The sequence below is a fragment of the Streptomyces spinoverrucosus genome, from assembly GCF_006539505.1.
Lineage (GTDB): Bacteria > Actinomycetota > Actinomycetes > Streptomycetales > Streptomycetaceae > Streptomyces > Streptomyces spinoverrucosus.
This window is the reverse complement of record NZ_BJND01000003.1, coordinates 47029-62486: the sequence shown is the minus strand read 5'-3', so window position 1 is coordinate 62486 and position 15458 is coordinate 47029. Positions and strand designations below refer to the sequence as shown.

Sequence of the window (15458 nt, the reverse complement as noted above, 5' to 3'; positions counted from 1 at the left end):
TGTGACAGCCCGAACGGCCTCTCCGTAAGGGCGAAGTCGTGGCGGAACCTCGACGTGGCGTGGGTCAACTCCCGCGGGCCACGGGCGAGTCGGGCCTGCGGGCGCTCACCGACGCCGGGCTACGGCAGCAGCTTGTCGAGCGCGGCGTCGCCCTCCTGTGCCAGCTTGCGGCGCGCCCACTCCAGGTTCTTCGGCGTGAGGTCCTTGCCGGAGGCAAGCACCACGTCCTCCGGCGACACGTCCGTGCCGGTGCGGGTGTGGAGCAGGGCATCCGGGGTGACGCGGTCCGTGACCGGCTTGGACGCGTCGGGCTGTGGCGTCGACATGATCTCTGCTCCTCCGGTCCGGGGTTCTCCTATGGACCCGGTGCGTGCATCGGGTCCACTTACACCATTCAACGCCGGGGCCCTCCCTGCATCCGGAAGGCTCCGCACCGGGCCTTCTCCGGAGGCATCAGGGCCGCTCCGGCGGCCGAGGCGCGAGAACGAGCATCGTGACGTCGTCGTGGAGGCTCCGGGTGTGCCGGAGCAGGTCCTCCCACACGAGGTCGGGCAGGGCGGCGCGGTCGTCCCCGGTCAGGAGCGCCATCCGCTGGGTCAGGGGGTAGAACGCGCCAGCCGGGTCACGGGCCTCGAAGACCCCGTCCGAGGCCAGGAAGAGCCGGTCGCCCGGCTCCAGCCGCACGGTGATCCCCCGGTGCGGGGTGGGGTCGGCGAGGCCCAGCCCCAGCGGCGTACACGCCTCGACCCCGATGTCCGTGGCCGTCCCCGCGCGCAGCAGCACGGGCGGCGGATGCCCGCAGGCCAGCACCCGTACGGAACGCACGTCGCGGGCGAACTCCAGCAGCACGGCGGTCGCGAAGAGATCGGCGTGCCGGGCTTCCGCCGCGTCCGCCGTCAGCCGGCGGTCCAGCCGGCCGGCCACCGATTCCAGGTCCGGCTGGTCGAGCACCGCCTCCCGGAAGGCGCCCAGCAGCGAGGCCACGGTGCCGATGGCCGCCAGACCGTGCCCCTGGACATCGCCGAGCACCGCGCGCACCCCGTACGGGCCGTCGCGCACGTCGTAGAAGTCACCCCCGACCAGCGCCCCGCGCTGCGCCGCCCGGTACAGGCCCCGGCAGCGCACTGGACCGACCGCTTCGGGCAACGGCGGCAGCAGGGCCCGCTGCGCGGCCTCGGCGATGGTGCGCTCCAGGTCGAGCTGGGCGTCGCGGCGACTGCGGACGAAGGACACGAACACGCTCAGGGCGGCGACGAAGCTGAGCGTCCACAGGTCGGTGTCGCCGGGCCGGTTCAGCTGGAGCGCCGGGACGTGCAGCAGCGTGACCGTCGCCGCACCGAGGAGCGCCGTCGCCAGCGGCCCGTACGACAGCACGGCGAGCGGCGGGATGGCACCCAGCAGGAAGCCGATGTCGAGCGGATCGTGACTGACCGCCGTGGCCACGGCCACACCCGCGATCAGGGCAACCGGCAGCACCCGCACCCAGCGCGGCGGCGGCGCGCCCCGAAGCCAGCCCCGCCGGTCCAGGTGCCGGAGCGGTGACAGCAGGTGCACCCTACCCACACCACCACGCTACGCCGGACCGGGCACCGCGCATCGGGGCCGGGATGCCGAGGCGGCGTGGGGTTCGAGGACGAGTCCTGTCCTCGCCGGAGCGGTTTCTGGTTTGACAACGGCTTCTCGGCGTATCCGGTAGGGGAACACAGTTCCGACGGATGGTGGACGAGACGTGGGCATCATCGCCTGGATCCTGATCGGGCTTCTGGCCGGTGCCATCGCCAAGATGCTGCTGCCGGGCAGAGACCCGGGCGGGATCATCATCACGATGCTGATCGGTGTCGCCGGTGGTCTGCTCGGCGGCTGGCTGGGGAAGGTCATCTTCGGCGTCGACTCGATCGACGGGTTCTTCGACCTGTCGACGTGGGTCGCCGCGATCGTCGGCTCGCTCATCCTGCTCCTGCTGTACCGGGCCTTCACCGGCGGCCGGCATTCGCACCGGCACGCCTGAGGCGTGAGCCCCGAGCAGAGCGGGCCGCGGCCCGAGAAGCCCTTGGCGCGGGGGCACGGAACGGACGTCCGGTCCGTGCCCCCGCACTGTCACGCCGAGCGCGGCTCAGGCGCCGGGCCGGTCGAGCACGTCCTGCACCGCCGCCAGGATCTCGGTGACCCGCAGCCCGAACGCCGCGTCGCACGCGTGCGGCCGCCCGGTGCGGGCGGCGGTGAGCAGCGCGTCGGCCGCCCGGGAGAAGGCGGGCAGCGCGCCCTCGGAGCTCTCCGGGAGGGACGTCACCCCGGTCGCGCCCCTCAGTTCGACGGTGGCGCCCGCCGCCGCGGGCGGGGCGGTGAGGCTGAGGGTCAGGGTGCTGGAGGCGCCGGAGACATGGTCGAGGACGGCGTGCACGGTGTCCTGCGGACCGTGCGCCGCCGCCGGCACACCGGTCACGTCCCCGAGCACCGGCAGCAGTACGGACAGGGCGTGCGGACCCACGTCCCACAGGGCACCCTTCTCCCGCCGCCACGGTGAGGCGGCGAACGGGCTGTCGCCGCTGGTGAACACCGCGCCCAGCCACTGGGCGCGCCCGACGAACCAGCCGTCGCTGCCCGCCTTCTCGCTGATCCAGGCCTCGGGCTCGGTCTGGAAGCGGGCGGTGAAGAAGACGACCGAGGCGACACCGGCCCGGCGCGCGGCCTCGGCCACGGCCTGCCCTTCGGCGACCGTCGGCGCGAGGGGCTTGTCGAGCAGCAGATGGCACTCCGCCCGCGCGGCCCGCACCGCGAGGTCCGCCTGCACCGCCGGGGGCAGCGCGACCGCCACCGCGTCGACGTCTCCGAGCAGGGCGTCCACGTCGTCGTAGGCTCGCGTGCCATGACGGTCCGCCAGCTCCTTGGCGGCGGCCGGACGGCGCCCCCACACACCGACGAAGTCCAGCTCGTCGTGCCCGCTCAGGACGGGGGCGTGCACCATCTGCGCCCAGGGGCCGGTGCCGAGCAGTCCGATACGCATGCGTCGCCTCTCCCACGTGCGGAACCTTGCGAGGACCAGCGCGGATGCTGCCGGTCGAGGTGAGCGTGTCACACGGATGGGGGAAAGGGGTACCGCGTGCTGACGTGGGCGGGCAGGTGCGCGGGCGCGTCGTCCCCGGCGTTCCGCTCCGGCGAGCCCGAGCTGCGCCTGTGGCCCGCAGCACACCGGTTTCGCTCATGGACTGGCACCGGCCATCCCCGCATCCCTAGGATGTACTCCCTGTCAGGCCAGTCGAGTTGGCGCTCGACGCGAACAGGGGGATCGATGAACACCGACAAGCCGCTGTCCAAGGAGATCGACGCCAACGTCCCGACGGCCGCCCGGATGTACGACTACTACCTCGGCGGCAAGGACAACTACGCCGCGGACCGCGCGGCCTGCGACGAGCTCGACAAGGTCGTCCCCAGCACCCGCCGACTGGCCGTGAACAACCGTCGCTTCCTGCAGCGCGTCGTACGCACCCTCGCGGCCGAGTACGGCATCCGCCAGTTCCTCGACCACGGCTCCGGCCTGCCCACCCAGGACAACGTCCACCAGGTCGCCCAGCACCACGACCCCACCGCGCACGTCGTCTACGTCGACAACGACCCCATGGTGCTGGTGCACGGCCGCGCGCTGCTGGAGCAGGACGAGCGCACCTGCGTGATCCACGCCGACATGCGGGAGACGGACGCGATCTTCGCCCACCCCGACACCGAGCGCCTGATCGACTTCTCCCAGCCGGTGGCCGTGCTGTTCAACTCGGTCTTCCACTGCATCCCGGACAGCGACACCGACGGCCCGCAGGCCGTGGTCCGGCGCGTGAGCGAACGGCTGGCGCCCGGCAGCTTCCTGGTGATGTGCCAGCTGGTCAGCGAGGACCCCGAGGTCCGTGACTTCGTCACCAACTTCATGGACCAGGTGACGCAGGGACACTGGGGCCGGGTCCGCCAGGAGAAGGACGTCGCCGAACTCTTCGAGGGTCTGAAGATTCTCGAACCGGGCCTCGTGGAGGTGTCCACCTGGCGGCCGGACAACGAGGTGGTGCCCCGTCAGCTCACCCATGAGTGGATCGAGTTCGGCGGCGTGGGCCGTATCCCCCTCACGTAGTCACGACCCCGGAGATCACCCCTCCGGGTAGCGCCGCTCCATCGTCTCCCGCAGCAGCGCCAGCGACTCGCGCGGTGTGAGCGCCTCGTCCGCCAGCCGGTCCAGGGCGATCCGGTACTCCTCCGTCTCGTCCCGGTCCTCCAGGAAGTTCGCGCTCCTGATGTGCTCCAGGTAGACGACGTCCGGCAGATCGAGGCCGTCGAACCGGAGATAGGTGATCGGGATGGACGGTGCCGACGCGTTGCTCACGTCCAACGGCACGATCTGCACGCTGACATGGGGCCGCTGGGCCATCTCGATCAGATGCGCGAGCTGCTCGCGCATCACCGCCCGGCTCCCCAGCACCCGCAGCAGCACGGACTCGTCGATGATCACCCACACCTGGGGCGCGGCCGGGCGCAGCAGCAACTCGGTGCGCCGGGCGCGCAGTTCGACCCGGCGCCGTACCTCGTGCGACGACGCGACCGGCAACCCGCGTTCCACGACCGCCCGCGCGTAGTCCGGGGTCTGGAGCAGTCCGGGCACGTACTGGATCTCGAAGGTACGGATCGAGGCGGCCGCCTCCTGCAAGCCCACCAGCCGGTCGAACCACTCGGGCATCAGCCGCTTGTCGTACCGCTGCCACCAGCCGGGCTCCCCGGCCCGTCGCAGCAACTGGAGCAGCACCGACGCCTCGTACTCGTCCGCGCCGTACAGCTTCAGCAGCGCCTGGACATCGGCCTCGGTCGGTGGCCTGCGGCCCTTGCCCGACTCGATGCGCGACAGCTTCGCCGGGCTGAACCCCAGGGCGCGCGCCGCCTGGTCCTGGGCGAACCCGGCGTCCTCCCGGAAGCCCGCCAACTGCACGCCGACGAGCATCTTCAGCAGAGTCGGGGCGGGCTCCGCCCGATCGAGATAGGGTCGGAGGCGGGAGATGCGCTGTGACTCGGCGGACATCCTGGCTCCCTGCGGACCGGCAGAAGTACCTACCACGCTACCGCACTTCACCGATCCGCAGCAGGCGGAGCTTCACCGCAGGCGGAGACCACAGCGGGCGCCGTTCACAGCAGATGGTCGAACTCGCCGTCCTTCGCCCCGGCCAGAAAGGCCGCCACCTCGGCCGCCGTGTACACCAGCGCCGGCCCGTCCGGATCGCGGGAGTTGCGCAGCGCGATGCCCCCGTCCACCAGCGCTGCGACCTCGACGCAGTTGCCCTCGGCGTTGCTGTGCCGGCTCTTGATCCAGCGGGCGTCCAGCGCACTCGCCCGCACTCCGTTCGGCATCACTGGCATCGCGACCTCCCTCAGTTCACGGTGCTGAGTTCCCTACCCGATTCTCGCGCAATTTCTCGTGCAATTGCACGCGGGCGCTGACGGCGTGGATAATAGCCCTGGCGTCAACCCACCGGAAGACGCCCGATCATGACGCTGCATCAGGGAAAAGAGCAGGTCGGCGTACCTGTCTCCCCGTCCGACATGACTGCCGCGGAAAGGCCCGACGCCATGCGCACCGCTTCGACCCAGCAGCCGAGCACCGAGCGCACCGACCGTGAGACGCGCCCGAGCGGCCCAGCGACGCCGCTCCGGGCGCTGGGCGAGGTGCCGTGGCGGGAGATCCAGGACTCGACCGGGTCCGCGGCCGCGATCCCCCTGCTGCTCAACACCATCGCGTGGGGCGGCCCCGAGGCCGCGAGCGGCGCGCTGCACGAACTGCGGGACCGCATCTGCCAGTACGGCTTCGTGGTGGAACAGGCCACGGCCGCGACCGTGCCGTTCCTGTGGGAGCTCGCCCAGCTTCCCCAGGTGACCTGCCGAGCCCGGATCATCCAGCTGCTCAAGAACATCGCCGACGCCCGCCAGTGGGAGCACACCGCGTCGGCCTACCCCAAGCTGCTCAACCACCGTGAGAACCACGTGGTCTGGGAGCGCGCCGCCCGTCGCGCGGTCCATGCCCGCAGGGCTGCCCTGCGGCAGCTGATGGCCGAGGAGGACGCGGAGATCGCCCACGCGTCCACCGAACTCGCCCGTTCTCTCGGCGAGTAGCCCTCAACCGGGTCTCACGCTCCGGACGCCCCCCACATTCCACCCGCGCCCTGGTATACCCCTGGCCGAACGAGGGGAGTAAGCGCTTTCGCGCGCTTGCGCTCACCGCACCCACTCGGCCAACGGAGAGGACCACCGCGGATGGCGTCGTCGATGGAGCAACCGCTCGACCATCGCTACCGGGGCGAACACCCGATACGCACCCTCGCCTACCTGTTCCACGCCGACCGCCGGCGGCTCGCCGCCGCCGTCGGCGTCTTCACCGTCAAGCACAGCCCGATCTGGCTGCTGCCGCTGATCACCGCGTCCATCATCGACACCGTCGTCCAGCACGGGCCGATCAGCAGGCTCTGGACGAGCACCGGGATCATCATGTTCATCCTGGTGATCAACTACCCCCTGCACGTCCTCTACGTCCGCCTCCTTTACGGCAGCGTGCGCCGCATGGGCACCGCCCTGCGCTCCGCGCTGTGCACCCGAATGCAGCAGCTGTCGATCGGATACCACTCCCGGGTCAGCGCCGGTGTCCTGCAGGCCAAGGTGGTACGCGACGTCGAGACGGTCGAGCAGATGGTGCAGCAGACCGCAGAGAACGGACTCGGCGCGCTCACCGTCCTCACCGGCGGACTGATCATCATCGCCGTCCGCACCCCGGAGTTCCTCCCCGTCTTCCTCGTCGTCGTCCCCGCCGCCGCGCTCCTCGTGGCCCGGCTCCGGGCCCGGCTGCGCACCCACAACGAGCACTTCCGGCACGAGGTCGAGACCCTGTCGTCGCGGGTCACGGAGATGACCCGGCTCATCCCGGTGACCCGCGCGCACGGTCTGGAGGGCAAGGCGCTGCACCGCATGGACGGCACCCTGCGCCGCCTGCTCACCTCCGGGATGCGCCTCGACCTGGTCAACGGCCGGTTCGGCTCGCTCGCCTGGGTGGTCCTCAATGTGATCGGCGTCCTCGTCCTCGCGGGCGCCGCGCTGATCTCGTACTACGACGTCTGGGGCGTCACCGCGGGCGACGTCGTCATGCTCAGCGCCTTCCTGACCACCCTCACCAACTCCACCACCACCCTCGCCGGCCTCGCCCCGGTCATCACCAAGGGCCTCGAATCGGTCCGCTCGGTCGGTGAGGTGCTCCAGGCGCCCGAACTGGAGGACAACGAAGGCAAGGCCGAGCTCACCGAACTGCGCGGGCACGTCACCTTCCAGAACGTGTGCCACGCGTACGAGGACGGCGGCCGGGCGGCGGTCCGCGACTTCACCCTCTCCGTCCGGCCCGGCGAGACCATCGCCCTGGTCGGCGCGTCCGGCGCGGGCAAGTCCACGGTGCTCAACCTCGTCATCGGCTTCATCCGCCCCACCTCGGGCCGGCTGCTGCTCGACGGCACCGATATGGCCACCCTCGACCTGCGCACCTACCGGCGGTTCGTGTCGGTGGTGCCGCAGGAGTCGATCCTGTTCGACGGGACGGTCCGGGAGAACGTCGCCTACGGCATGGACGACGCCGACGAGGAGACGGTCCGGGCGGCACTGCGGGACGCCAACGCGCTGGAGTTCGTCGACGCGCTGCCGCAGGGGCTCGACACCCTGGTCGGCGAGCGCGGGGCACGGTTGTCCGGCGGGCAGCGGCAGCGCCTCGCCATCGCCCGCGCCCTGATCCGCGACCCCAAGGTGCTCGTCCTGGACGAGGCGACCTCCGCGCTGGACACCCGCTCCGAGGCCCTGGTCCAGCAGGCGCTCGCCCGGCTGCTGCGGGGACGTACCACGTTCGTGGTGGCGCACCGGCTGTCCACCGTGCGCGGCGCGGACCGGATCGTGGTCATGGCCGACGGCCGGATCCAGGAGATCGGCCGCCACGAGGAGCTGCTGCGCCGGGGCGGAGCCTACGCGGCGCTGCACAGCGGCCAGGTGGCCTGAGAGGTGAACGGCGGGCGGCGGGACTGTCCCGGTAGGCAACGGTATTGCGTCAATTGGGTGTCCCGGGCCCAAGGAGGTGAATGGTCCGGCTCCATTCGGGCATACGGTGCGCAAAAGTCGAGAGAGGGGCGCCCCGTGCTTGTTCCGGACCCGAAGGTCGTCAGGAAGCTGCTGACCCGGTACGCATCGCTGCGCATCGCCCAGGCGGAGAGTGAGACGTCGACGACTGCACGGGAGTTGGAGGACGTCAGTTACACACTGTGCGTGATGATGGGCACGACCAGCATCCATGACGCGATCGCCAAGGCGGACGCCTTGCTGATGGGCGAGCGCCCCACCGACCCGGACGGGGAGAGCGGACTGTCGCTGGCCGTCTGACCAGCGCCGCGCGGTCCATGGCCGTCACGGCACGGTCGTCGTGGTGCCATTGACCCGCCGCTGCTTTTCGGCGGCGGGTCTCGCCAGCCACTCGGCGATGGTCCGGGCGATCGGCTGACCCGTGTCGGCCTCGACGAAGCCGAACTGCCCGGACTGGTTGCACTCCAGGAACCACCACGTCCCATCGGCGTCCTCGACGAAGTCGAAGGCGCCATAGGCCAGTTCCGCCTCCCGCAGATACGACCGCACGCCCTCGGCGACCCTCGGCGGCACCTCGGTGCACCGCCACGGCGTTCGGTCCGCGGCGAAGCGGACGTCCACCTCCTCGGGATCGGCGTCGGGCGCGGTCGGCTTGCGGGCGGCCAGCAGCCGCTCGCCGACCACGGTGAGCCTGATGTCGGCCCGTTTGGCGATACGCCGCTGCAGGAGCGTCGGCCCGAAGGCGACCGCGGCGAAGTCGGCGTCCGGTGCCACCCGGCTGGTCGGCACCGCCCTCGGCGGTTCCTGGGGGTGCGCCCCCGAGACCGGTTTGACCACCAGGTCGGGGAAGCGCTCGGCGAAGTCCCGCGCGGCCTGCGGGAACGTCGTGATCAGCGTGGCCGGCACCGGCAGCCCGCAGCGCTGGGCCAGCCGTAGCTGCCACGGCTTGTGCCGGGCCCGGCGGGCCGCGTCCGGGTGGTTCATCCAGCGCGCGCCGGAGCTGCGCAGCATGCCGTACAGCGCCTGCGAGGACTCCTCCGTCAGCCACGCGGACGGCTCGGCCACCCGCGTGGCCGGAGCCCCGGGCCGGCGCACCCACACGGACCGCAGTCCGTCCATGCTCACCAGGCGGCCCGCGGACCACAGGTGTCCGCGGAACGCGCCGTGCACATACTCGCCCGACAGGGCGGCACCGCCGATCAGATCGGCGGGATCGAGGCGGACCACCGGAACCCCGGACGCGTGCAGGTGGACCACCACCATGTCCGCCGTGACGTCCTCGTCGTTGGTCAGGATCAGTACGGTCATGTCGACGGCCCGGGGTCAGTCGTCGAAGTGCGTCTTCGAGCCGGCGGTGGAGGTCGTTGTCGCCAGCTCTCTGAGCAGCGCGAGGTCCGTGGCGGCTATCCGCCCGTCGAACAGCACGTTCAACTGCAGGCCGGGGTCGTACGCGTACGGCGTGGCGACGTCCAACTCCGCCGCCGGGCGTGCGTAGTTGAGCGCGAACGGTTGCATCGTCTCTCCCTCTCGGTGCTGCCCCGGTCAGGCCGTCGGCCTGCCGTGTGGTGGCATCTCCCGCTCGTTGTCCGGGGCTTCCATGGACTTATACGAATCGAACGGGTGGTTGGTTTCCTTACGCTCCGTGATCGCGGGCGAGTTGGCCGCTCTGAACCTGAGACGGCCGACAGAGTCGGTCGGTTGACTGGTCGTTGGGTCGAGAGCCGCGCACACGGAGCGGCGGTGGGGCGCATCGGGGCGGTCGCGGGGGCGTGTGGCTCGGGCCGCGCCCTTGAGTGAGGTGCGGAGTGCGGGGATCCGTCCGGAAACGTCAGACGGGTTCGCCGGGCCTGCCGACCTCGGCGGGGGTACGGGGAGCCCGGGCGGCAAGGGGGGCGCGCAGGGTGCGCAGAGCGAGCAGCAGTACGCCGATGTCGTCGAGGTACACCGGATCGGGCAACAGGTCGGTCGGCAGTACGAAATACAGGACGGCGCCCCAGAACACCCAGCGTGGCCCGGTCGGCAGCCCGGCCCGCCGCAGTCCGCGCCGGGCCCGGACCAGCCGTACCAGCAGCCCCACGGCCGCGGCGAGCAGGAGCGCCGCGAGCACGGCGACGACAGCGAGCACTGCTGTGGTGGAATCCAACGGGCCCTCCTCGGTCCGGTGCACGCGCTACGCGCGTGCACTTCTTGGATTCCCTGATATGGCTCCGGTATTGCCTCTGTTGCGGCGTTTGTGCCCCTCGGCACATCCTGACCAGGTACGGGTGTGCCTGGGTTGACGCCCGTGAACGCGTGGAGCGGGGCTAATCCGTCGGGCGGCGGCCCTTGCCGACCTTGAGGCGTTCCAGGGTGCGGGTCAGCTGCTGGAGCGGGGACGCGGTGGGCGTGTCCTGGGGCTGTTCGCGGGTGGGCGGCGGCTCGGGGAGGGCGGCGGCCGACTCGCGGTAGGCGGTCAGGGCCTCGTGGGCGCGTTCGGCGGCCTCCCGGTACAGGTCCCGGGACCTGGTCATGGCCTCCAGCGCCTCGGCGTACATCTTCACCAGCGCCCGCTCGCGCGTCAGCTCCTCCTCCAGGGTCAGCAGATGCCAGTCATCCCGCAGCGCGGTCAGCACCTCCTCGGCCCCGTCGGGCAGCGGCCGCGTCGAGGCGGCGAACCGGCTCAGCGTCTCGATCAGCTCGGCCGGTTCCGAGCCGTCCAGGAAGACACTGCGGACGGCGAAGGCGTCACCGTCGTACCCCTCCGGCGCCGGTGCGCCGGGCAGCACCACGGCACCACCGCGCGGCACCTGCACCCCCGAGTCCCGCAGCGCCCAGTTCACGGCCCGCAGCTGGTGCGGGGCGGCCCGGTGCTCCACCACCCGGTGCCGCAGCCCCGGCGGCAGCAGCCGGGCCAGCGGCAGGCGGCCGCGCGCGTCGGGCGTCATGGCCTCGTGGACGACCACGTGGACGGACCACCCGCTGCGCGCGGCGCCCTTGAGGACGCGCCGCAGCTCCTTGTCGTCCGACGGAAGCGGGTTGACGTCCCGGAACCGCAGCTCCGCGCCCGTCTCCACCTCGTGGTCCCAGGGCGCGTCGGGATCGTCCGGCCAGAACATGGTCGCGGGCGACGGCCACCGCGGATCCCACGCGGCCGCCGCCTCCGCCGCCAGTACCCACTCCCCGTCGTGCGCCAGTGACAGCCTGGCCCGCACGGTCACCCCTTCGCCGGTCTCCCAGCGCGCCTCGAAGACCCGCTCCTGCGCGTCCTCGGCCTCGGGCAGCTCCAGCCAGTCGCGGAGCACCACGCTGTCCTTGAGCTGCTGCACATGCCGTCGGAGTACGTCTTCCGCGGCGGGCCCGACATGGCGGCCGCGAGCCAGCCACACCGTGGGGGGAGTCATGGGGCGGACGGAGGTGGAGGTCGGCATGAGTCCATCTGTGAACGGGGGCGACGTGCTGCTGCCAGTATCGTCGCCGCGGACGGTCCGGGATCATCCGGGGGGCACCCGGCGAGGAGGCGGTCCGCCTGCGGTCACGTGCGAGGTCGGCGATGGTGGGCAGGAGGACATCGGCTGACTCTACGGCGGAAACCGGAAAAGGGGTGACCCCTGTGAACGTCAACCTCGGCGGGCGAACCGCGCTGGTGACAGGCTCCTCCCAGGGCATCGGAGCGGCGATCGCGGTGGGCCTGGCCCGGGCGGGCGCCCGTGTGGGCGTCAACGGACGGGACGCCGAACGCCTCGAAAGGAGTGTCGAGAAACTCCGGACCGAGGTGCCGGACGGCCTGTTCGTGCCCGTCGCCGCCGACCTGGGCACCGAGGAGGGCGCCGCCCGTGCCGTGGACGCCATGCCCGACGTCGACATCCTGGTCAACAACCTCGGCATCTTCGGCCCCACCCCCGCCCTCGACATCAGCGACGACGAGTGGCGCCGCTACTTCGAGATCAACGTCCTGTCGGGAGTCCGGCTCATCCGCTCGTACCTCCCCCGGATGATCGACCAGGGGTGGGGCCGGGTGCTGAACATCGCGAGCGACTCCGCCGTCGTCATCCCGGCCGAGATGATCCACTACGGCATGTCGAAGACCGCGCTGCTCGCGGTGAGCCGAGGCTTCGCGAAGGAGGCGGCGGGCAGCGGCGTCACCGTGAACTCCGTCATCGCCGGCCCCACCCACACCGAGGGCGTCGAGGACTTCGTGTACCAGCTGGTCGACCGCGACCTGCCCTGGGACGAGGCCCAGCGCGTCTTCATGCGCAGCTACCGCCCGCAGTCACTGCTCCAGCGCCTGATCGAGCCTGAAGAGATCGCCCACCTCGTCGTGTACCTGAGCTCAGCGCTGGCGTCCGCCACGACGGGCGCGGCCGTGCGGGTCGACGGGGGATACGTGGACTCGATCCTGCCCTAGATCTATGGATCCGCCGCTCACCAGCCCGTCCACAACAGGTGGTTGACGAGCAGCGCGACCACGGCCTGTGCCGCGAGCCAGGCGCGGGGACGGGGCAGGAAGGCACCGGCGGCCAGCAGCCAGATGGCGAACGGCAGCCAGATCCGTTCCGTCTCCGCCTTGCTCATCCCCGACAGATCGGCGACGAGGATGGCGAGGAGCGCGGCGAGGAGCAGTACGGCGAGACGGGGCTCGGGCGTGCTCAGGAAGCCGTCCTGTTTGCGCTGCCGCCGCAGTACCCCACCCGCGCGCACCAGCCCCGCCACCGTCGCCAACCCCACCACCAGCACCGTGCACGCCGGATTCGCCCACACCCAGTACCAGTAGGGCCGGACACCACCGGCGCCTTGGTTGTAGCGCTCCACCAGCAGGTGGTACGCCTCCCAGTAGTTGAACCCGGCGAGGGCTAACGCCAACGGCACCACGATCACCCCGGCCACCAGCGGCAACAGCACCGCTCGCCGGTTGCGCCCGAGGACCAGCACGCCCAGCCCGATGACCCCGATCAGCGTCAGCCCGTACGACAGATAACAGGTCAGCCCGTAGAGCAGTCCCGCCCCGAACGCCGCCGCCCGTGGCCGTCGCCCCGTCACCGCGAGCGCGAACAGCGCCACGGCCCAGGCGGCGACCGCCGTGAAGTACCCGTCGGCCGACGTCCCCATCCACACCGCACCCGGCGCCAGCACCAGGAACGGCGCCGCCCGCCGCGCGAGCCCCTCCGCGGCCAGCGCCCGGACCGTCACCAGCACGGCCACCACCGCCGTGGCCCCCACGGTGATGCACCAGACGCCCGCCCAGGCACCGCCGCCCAGCCCGATCCGGTCGAGCCAGACGAAGGTGAGCGTGGCCCCGGGCGGGTGACCGGCGACGTGCGCGGGCCAGTGGTATTCGGGGCCCTGGATCAGGATGTGCTCGGTGAAGTCGCGCAGGGCCGCCGGGATGTCGTGGAAGCGGTCGATGACCTGGAGGTACTCGTACCGCGTGGTCAGCCGCGCGGCGATGCCCCGGTGCCAGCCGTCGATGAGGGCGAGGGACCACGTCCAGGCCATCGCGGCGCCGCAGGACACGGCGAGCAGCGCACGCCACGACAGCCGGGCGGCGAGCGCGGGCCCGTACACGACCACCGCGCCCGCCACCACCACGGCGGCCGGGGTACCGGGCCCCACGTGCGGGCCCCAGGACGCGAACAAAGGGGGCCAGTTGAGAAACAGCGTGCCGTCGGTGTTCTGGATGTGGCGGCCGACCAGCACCGCCGCCACGAACAGCAGCACGGCGGCCAGGGCGGCGGCCAGGTCACGGAGATGAGAGGAGCGGATCACACGCTGGACGCTAGGCCGCCACCGGCCCGGTCAGCAGGTCCGGCGCCCTGACGTCAGCGTTTCGTCATCGGTTGCGCGGCCCCTTTCCGCCCGGTTCCGGCCTACCGTCGGGACATGCGAGACCTACGGCTTCCCTCCTCGCCCGGCTTCTGGCGCAGCCCCTTGCGCGGCCCCCGCTTCACCGCTGTGCTCGGGATCGTCCTGCTGGTGGGCATCACGGTGTTGTTCGTGACCGGACTGCTGTCGTACGCCGCCTACAACCCGAATCTGTCGCCGGTGAACGACCAGACTCCGGACAAGGGGATCCTCGGTTTCTACCTGTTCTCCTGGCCGACGAACCCGTACTGGCTGTACCGGCTCAACCAGGGCGTCCACGTCACCCTCGGGATCACGCTCATCCCCGTTCTGCTGGCCAAGCTGTGGTCGGTCGTGCCCAGGCTGTTCACGCTGCCACCGGCCCGATCGCTGGCGCACGCCCTGGAGCGGATCTCGCTGCTCCTGCTGGTCGGGGGCGCCCTGTTCCAGTTCACGACCGGTGTGCTCAACGTCCAGCTGGACTACGTCTTCCCGGGCTCCTTCTACACGCTGCACTTCTACGGCGCCTGGGTCTTCTTCGCCGCGTTCGTCGCACACGTCGCCCTGAAGCTGCCGACGGCGCTGCGCAATCTGCGCCGACTCCGCGCGGAGAAAGCGGAGAAACCGGAGAATGCGGAGAAACCGGAGGACAGCGATCTGGTGACTCCGCGGCCCGCCGAGCCCACCGTGTCCCGGCGGGGCGCGTTCGGGCTGGTCGGAGGCGCCTCCCTGCTGCTGTTCGCGACGTCCGTGGGCCGCAACTTCGACGGGCCGCTGCGCCAGACCGCCCTCCTCACGCCGCACGGGGGACCGGAACCCGGCAGTGGTCCCGGCGGCTTCCAGATCAACAAGACGGCCGCCTACGCCGGGATCGACACCCGGGAGACCACTGGCGACACCTGGCAGCTGGTCGTCACCGGGCGGACGGGCGACGTCCGGCTGAGCCGCGAGGACCTGCTGCGACTGCCGCTGCACAGTGCCGCGCTGCCGATCGCCTGCGTGGAGGGCTGGTCGACGTCCGACCAGTGGTGGCGCGGCGTCCGACTGCGGGACCTCGCCGCCCTCGTCGGGTACGACGACCCGGCCGACGTCCTGGTGGAGTCCCTGCAACGGCGCGGCGCCTTCCGCCGGGCCGCGCTGCGCGCCAACCAGGTGGCCGACCCGCGCTCCCTGCTCGCCCTCGATGTCAACGGCGAGCCGCTGACCCTCGACCACGGCTACCCCGCCCGGATCATCGTGCCCGCCGCGCCGGGCGTGCTGAACACCAAGTGGGTGGCCCGGATGACGTTCGGAGACCTCTGATGCGCCGCACCCTCATCCGACCGCGCCTCGTCGTCGGCAGCCCGTTCCAGCTGCTGCTGCTCGGCTGTTCGTTCGCGCTCGCCGGGTACGCGGGCGTACGGCTGCTCGCGGGCGACTGGTTCCAGGTCGTGCTCTGGTTCGTGGGTGCGGCCGTGCTGCACGACCTGGTGCTGGTGCCGCTGTACGCGGCGGCCGACCGGGCGCTGACGGGCGCG

Annotated in this window: 17 protein-coding genes; 7 read left to right on the top strand and 10 right to left on the bottom strand. The window is 71.5% G+C overall.

Annotated elements, in window-relative coordinates:
- Window positions 1–119: 119 nt before the first annotated feature.
- On the bottom strand, window positions 120–326 hold the full coding sequence (locus SSP24_RS00815) for a hypothetical protein (protein ID WP_141306579.1): 207 nt from the start codon (window positions 324–326) through the stop codon (window positions 120–122).
- A 127-nt stretch (window positions 327–453) separates the two neighbouring features.
- Window positions 454–1563, bottom strand: a complete 1110-nt coding sequence (locus tag SSP24_RS00810) for a PP2C family protein-serine/threonine phosphatase (protein WP_141306578.1) — start codon at window positions 1561–1563, stop codon at window positions 454–456.
- Between the two features lie 166 nt (window positions 1564–1729).
- Here SSP24_RS00810 and SSP24_RS00805 point away from each other — a divergent pair, with 166 nt between their 5' ends.
- Window positions 1730–2008, top strand: a complete 279-nt coding sequence (locus SSP24_RS00805; protein WP_141306577.1) for a GlsB/YeaQ/YmgE family stress response membrane protein — start codon at window positions 1730–1732, stop codon at window positions 2006–2008.
- Window positions 2009–2113: 105 nt separating this feature from the next.
- Here SSP24_RS00805 and SSP24_RS00800 read toward each other — a convergent pair whose 3' ends face one another.
- On the bottom strand, window positions 2114–3004 hold the full coding sequence (locus SSP24_RS00800) for a Gfo/Idh/MocA family protein (protein WP_141306576.1): 891 nt from the start codon (window positions 3002–3004) through the stop codon (window positions 2114–2116).
- A gap of 285 nt (window positions 3005–3289) precedes the next feature.
- On the opposite strand from SSP24_RS00800, the gene SSP24_RS00795 reads away from it, so the two are divergent.
- The gene (locus SSP24_RS00795; RefSeq protein WP_141306575.1) at window positions 3290–4114 is read left to right on the top strand and encodes an SAM-dependent methyltransferase; all 825 of its coding nucleotides are present in this window, start codon (window positions 3290–3292) and stop codon (window positions 4112–4114) included.
- 15 nt (window positions 4115–4129) lie between these two features.
- Here SSP24_RS00795 and SSP24_RS00790 read toward each other — a convergent pair whose 3' ends face one another.
- Entirely contained in the window at window positions 4130–5050 is a 921-nt protein-coding gene (locus tag SSP24_RS00790) for a helix-turn-helix domain-containing protein (RefSeq protein ID WP_141306574.1), read from the bottom strand.
- Between the two features lie 104 nt (window positions 5051–5154).
- The gene (locus SSP24_RS00785) at window positions 5155–5385 is read right to left on the bottom strand and encodes a DUF397 domain-containing protein (RefSeq protein WP_141306573.1); all 231 of its coding nucleotides are present in this window, start codon (window positions 5383–5385) and stop codon (window positions 5155–5157) included.
- 210 nt (window positions 5386–5595) lie between these two features.
- Here SSP24_RS00785 and SSP24_RS00780 point away from each other — a divergent pair, with 210 nt between their 5' ends.
- The 3 genes from SSP24_RS00780 to SSP24_RS00770 all read left to right on the top strand — a co-directional run bounded on the left by SSP24_RS00780 (window position 5596) and on the right by SSP24_RS00770 (window position 8424).
- Window positions 5596–6135, top strand: a complete 540-nt coding sequence (locus SSP24_RS00780) for a hypothetical protein (RefSeq protein WP_141306572.1) — start codon at window positions 5596–5598, stop codon at window positions 6133–6135.
- Window positions 6136–6276: 141 nt separating this feature from the next.
- Window positions 6277–8046 (top strand): ABC transporter ATP-binding protein, encoded by a 1770-nt coding sequence (locus SSP24_RS00775; RefSeq protein ID WP_141306571.1) that lies wholly within the window; start codon window positions 6277–6279, stop codon window positions 8044–8046.
- A 135-nt stretch (window positions 8047–8181) separates the two neighbouring features.
- The gene (locus tag SSP24_RS00770; protein ID WP_141306570.1) at window positions 8182–8424 is read left to right on the top strand and encodes a DUF5133 domain-containing protein; all 243 of its coding nucleotides are present in this window, start codon (window positions 8182–8184) and stop codon (window positions 8422–8424) included.
- Between the two features lie 24 nt (window positions 8425–8448).
- Here SSP24_RS00770 and tgmB read toward each other — a convergent pair whose 3' ends face one another.
- The 4 genes from tgmB to SSP24_RS00750 form a co-directional block, all read right to left on the bottom strand.
- On the bottom strand, window positions 8449–9432 hold the full coding sequence (gene tgmB / locus SSP24_RS00765; RefSeq protein ID WP_141306569.1) for an ATP-grasp ribosomal peptide maturase: 984 nt from the start codon (window positions 9430–9432) through the stop codon (window positions 8449–8451).
- Window positions 9433–9447: 15 nt separating this feature from the next.
- Complete coding sequence (tgmA, locus tag SSP24_RS00760; RefSeq protein WP_141306568.1) at window positions 9448–9639, bottom strand: putative ATP-grasp-modified RiPP; 192 nt, start codon at window positions 9637–9639, stop codon at window positions 9448–9450.
- Window positions 9640–9952: 313 nt separating this feature from the next.
- Window positions 9953–10267, bottom strand: coding sequence for a DUF1232 domain-containing protein (locus SSP24_RS00755; protein ID WP_141306567.1), 315 nt, complete (start codon window positions 10265–10267; stop codon window positions 9953–9955).
- A gap of 160 nt (window positions 10268–10427) precedes the next feature.
- Entirely contained in the window at window positions 10428–11531 is a 1104-nt protein-coding gene (locus tag SSP24_RS00750) for a hypothetical protein (protein ID WP_141306566.1), read from the bottom strand.
- A gap of 182 nt (window positions 11532–11713) precedes the next feature.
- Between SSP24_RS00750 and SSP24_RS00745 the strand changes: the two genes are divergently transcribed.
- The gene (locus SSP24_RS00745; protein ID WP_141306565.1) at window positions 11714–12508 is read left to right on the top strand and encodes an SDR family NAD(P)-dependent oxidoreductase; all 795 of its coding nucleotides are present in this window, start codon (window positions 11714–11716) and stop codon (window positions 12506–12508) included.
- A gap of 17 nt (window positions 12509–12525) precedes the next feature.
- Here the strand turns inward: SSP24_RS00745 and SSP24_RS00740 are convergent, their stop codons facing one another.
- Window positions 12526–13866 carry a hypothetical protein gene (locus SSP24_RS00740; RefSeq protein ID WP_141306564.1) on the bottom strand — a complete coding sequence of 447 codons (1341 nt, stop codon included), beginning with the start codon at window positions 13864–13866 and terminating at the stop codon, window positions 12526–12528.
- 114 nt (window positions 13867–13980) lie between these two features.
- Here SSP24_RS00740 and SSP24_RS00735 point away from each other — a divergent pair, with 114 nt between their 5' ends.
- The gene (locus SSP24_RS00735; RefSeq protein ID WP_141306563.1) at window positions 13981–15243 is read left to right on the top strand and encodes a molybdopterin-dependent oxidoreductase; all 1263 of its coding nucleotides are present in this window, start codon (window positions 13981–13983) and stop codon (window positions 15241–15243) included.
- Window positions 15244–15458: the final 215 nt, after the last annotated feature.

What these genes read in the sequence shown, in the direction of transcription:
- SSP24_RS00815 (WP_141306579.1), bottom strand. Translation starts at nt 326, where the DNA reads ATGTCGACGCCACAGCCCGACGCGTCCAAGCCGGTCACGGACCGCGTC.
- SSP24_RS00800 (WP_141306576.1), bottom strand. Translation starts at nt 3,004, where the DNA reads ATGCGTATCGGACTGCTCGGCACCGGCCCCTGGGCGCAGATGGTGCAC.
- SSP24_RS00795 (WP_141306575.1), top strand. Translation starts at nt 3,290, where the DNA reads ATGAACACCGACAAGCCGCTGTCCAAGGAGATCGACGCCAACGTCCCG.
- SSP24_RS00790 (WP_141306574.1), bottom strand. Translation starts at nt 5,050, where the DNA reads ATGTCCGCCGAGTCACAGCGCATCTCCCGCCTCCGACCCTATCTCGAT.
- SSP24_RS00785 (WP_141306573.1), bottom strand. Translation starts at nt 5,385, where the DNA reads ATGCCAGTGATGCCGAACGGAGTGCGGGCGAGTGCGCTGGACGCCCGC.
- SSP24_RS00780 (WP_141306572.1), top strand. Translation starts at nt 5,596, where the DNA reads ATGCGCACCGCTTCGACCCAGCAGCCGAGCACCGAGCGCACCGACCGT.
- SSP24_RS00775 (WP_141306571.1), top strand. Translation starts at nt 6,277, where the DNA reads ATGGCGTCGTCGATGGAGCAACCGCTCGACCATCGCTACCGGGGCGAA.
- tgmB (WP_141306569.1), bottom strand. Translation starts at nt 9,432, where the DNA reads ATGACCGTACTGATCCTGACCAACGACGAGGACGTCACGGCGGACATG.
- tgmA (WP_141306568.1), bottom strand. Translation starts at nt 9,639, where the DNA reads ATGCAACCGTTCGCGCTCAACTACGCACGCCCGGCGGCGGAGTTGGAC.
- SSP24_RS00750 (WP_141306566.1), bottom strand. Translation starts at nt 11,531, where the DNA reads ATGCCGACCTCCACCTCCGTCCGCCCCATGACTCCCCCCACGGTGTGG.
- SSP24_RS00735 (WP_141306563.1), top strand. Translation starts at nt 13,981, where the DNA reads ATGCGAGACCTACGGCTTCCCTCCTCGCCCGGCTTCTGGCGCAGCCCC.